This is a genomic window from Mesorhizobium sp. WSM4815 (genome assembly GCF_055811575.1).
In genome coordinates this window covers 178,693-181,741 of the sequence record NZ_JBVVQS010000090.1, presented here as the reverse complement: position 1 = coordinate 181,741, position 3,049 = coordinate 178,693, and the positions used below count along the sequence as shown (strand labels likewise).

The window sequence follows — 3,049 nt, the reverse complement described above, 5'->3', positions numbered from 1 at the left end:
TTTGGTTGCGGGGACAGGATTTGAACCTGTGACCTTCAGGTTATGAGCCTGACGAGCTACCGGGCTGCTCCACCCCGCGTCAACTTTTCAAGCAAGTCGGCGCTTCACTTAGGTACAAGCTTGCGCCAACTGAAAGGGCCGCTTGCGCGGCCCGGGTTCCCGATTGGCGGGCCTGTTTTGTAAGGAGAAGACTGGATTTTTGCAACGTGCGTTTTGCAGACCTGGCAGCGACCTACTCTCCCGCGTCTTGAGACGAAGTACCATCAGCGCTGGAGCGTTTCACGGCCGAGTTCGGAATGGGATCGGGTGCAGCCGCTCCGCCATAACCACCAGGTCGGCAAAGCGCACGTTGCTCGAGAAGCTGTTTTCTGTGCCAACCATCGTTTTCACGATGGGCATAAGGAATGAGAACGATCAAGCCGATCGAACTATTAGTACCGGTAAGCTTCAAGCGTTGCCGCTCTTCCACACCCGGCCTATCAACGTGGTCGTCTTCCACGGTTCTCAGGGAATACTCGTTTTAAGGTGGGTTTCCCGCTTAGATGCCTTCAGCGGTTATCCCGTCCGGATATAGCTACCCTGCTATGCGGCTGGCGCCACAACAGGTCCACCAGAGATCCGTCCATCCCGGTCCTCTCGTACTAGGGACAGATCCTTTCAATATTCCTACACCCACGGCAGATAGGGACCGAACTGTCTCACGACGTTCTGAACCCAACTCACGTACCGCTTTAAATGGCGAACAGCCATACCCTTGGGACCTGCTCCAGCCCCAGGATGCGATGAGTCGACATCGAGGTGCCAAACAACCCCGTCGATATGGACTCTTGGGGGTCATCAGCCTGTTATCCCCGGCGTACCTTTTATCCGTTGAGCGATGGCCCTTCCACGCGGGACCACCGGATCACTATGACCGACTTTCGTCTCTGCTCGACTTGTCAGTCTCGCAGTCAGGCAGGCTTATGCCATTGCACTCAGCGAACGATTTCCGACCGTTCTGAGCCCACCATCGCGCGCCTCCGTTACTCTTTAGGAGGCGACCGCCCCAGTCAAACTACCCACCATACATTGTCCCGGACCCGGATGACGGGCCGCGGTTAGACATCCATAGTGATAAGGGTGGTATTTCAAGGGTGGCTCCACCTGAGCTGGCGCCCAGGTTTCAAAGCCTACCACCTATCCTACACATGCCACTACGAATGCCAATGTAAAGCTATAGTAAAGGTGCACGGGGTCTTTCCGTCTAACCGCAGGAACCCCGCATCTTCACGGGGAATTCAATTTCACTGAGTCTATGCTGGAGACAGCGGGGAAGTCGTTACGCCATTCGTGCAGGTCGGAACTTACCCGACAAGGAATTTCGCTACCTTAGGACCGTTATAGTTACGGCCGCCGTTTACTGGGGCTTCGATTCAGAGCTTGCACCCCTCCTCTTAACCTTCCAGCACCGGGCAGGCGTCAGACCCTATACGTCGTCTTGCGACTTCGCAGAGCCCTGTGTTTTTGATAAACAGTCGCTACCCCCTGGTCTGTGCCACCCTCCTCCACTTGCGTGGAAAAGGGTCACGCTTCTTCCGAAGTTACGCGTGCAATTTGCCGAGTTCCTTCAGCATAGTTCTCTCAAGCGCCTTGGTATACTCTACCAGTCCACCAGTGTCGGTTTCGGGTACGGTCTATAAGGAGGAGCTATTTCCTGGAACCACGCAGCAGCCCGTTCAATCCGATAAGATTGGACTACCTCAATGATCCGTCACTTCCTCCAGGCCCACGAATATTAACGTGGTTCCCATCGTCTACGCATTTCTGCCTCGACTTAGGGGCCGGCTAACCCTGCTCAGATTAGCTTTAAGCAGGAACCCTTGGACTTTCGGCGGGGGAGTCTCTCACTCCCCTTACGTTACTCATGTCAGCATTCGCACTTCTGATACCTCCACCACCCCTCACGGGTATGGCTTCATCAGCTTACAGAACGCTCCGCTACCGCTCGTGATTGCTCACGAACCCTAAGCTTCGGTGTATGGCTTGAGCCCCGTTACATTTTCGGCGCAAAGACCCTTATTTAGACCAGTGAGCTGTTACGCTTTCTTTAAATGATGGCTGCTTCTAAGCCAACATCCTGGTTGTTTTGGGATCCTCACATCCTTTCCCACTTAGCCATAACTTGGGGACCTTAGCTGTAGGTCAGGGTTGTTTCCCTTTTCACGACGGACGTTAGCACCCGCCGTGTGTCTGCCGACTAGTACTCCCAGGTATTCGGAGTTTGGTTAGGTTTGGTAATCCGGTGAGGACCCCTAGCCCATCCAGTGCTCTACCCCCTGGGGTATTCGGTCGACGCTCTACCTAAATAGATTTCGCGGAGAACCAGCTATTTCCGAGTTTGATTGGCCTTTCACCCCTAGCCACAAGTCATCCCGAACTATTGCAACAGTTATGGGTTCGGTCCTCCAGTAAGTGTTACCTTACCTTCAACCTGCTCATGGCTAGATCACTCGGTTTCGGGTCTAATGCGACGAACTGAACGCCCTGTTCAGACTCGCTTTCGCTGCGCCTACACCTAGCGGTTTAAGCTTGCTCGTCACACTAAGTCGCTGACCCATTATACAAAAGGTACGTGGTCACCCAGGACGAACCTTGGACTCCCACTGTTTGTAGGCAATCGGTTTCAGGTACTCTTTCACTCCCCTTGTCGGGGTGCTTTTCACCTTTCCCTCACGGTACTAGTTCGCTATCGGTCATGCACGAGTACTTAGGCTTGGAGGGTGGTCCCCCCAATTTCAGACAGGATTTCACGTGTCCCGCCTTACTCGAGGACGATGATTTGCATTACGCGTACGGGGCTGTCACCCACTATGGCCCTACTTTCCAGAAGGTTCCGCTTGTCTCATCATCGCCACTGGCCTGGTCCGGGTTCGCTCGCCACTACTGCCGGAGTCTCGGTTGATGTCCTTTCCTACGGGTACTTAGATGTTTCAGTTCCCCGCGTTCGCCACTTTATCCCTATGTATTCAGGATAAGTTACCTATAACAGATACTTGGAAACCACAGCAGC

The 3,049-nt window shown here is 53.9% G+C and carries 1 tRNA gene and 2 rRNA genes (1 of these 3 cut by a window edge); all 3 read right to left on the bottom strand.

What is annotated here, in order from left to right:
- Positions 1–2 precede the first annotated feature (2 nt).
- Positions 3–79 (bottom strand) — tRNA-Met (locus tag AC0L2B_RS13380).
- A gap of 140 nt (positions 80–219) precedes the next feature.
- Positions 220–334: ribosomal RNA gene (rrf, locus tag AC0L2B_RS13375) — 5S ribosomal RNA — on the bottom strand.
- A gap of 76 nt (positions 335–410) precedes the next feature.
- A 23S ribosomal RNA gene (locus AC0L2B_RS13370) occupies positions 411–3,049 on the bottom strand; it runs 149 nt beyond the window's last position.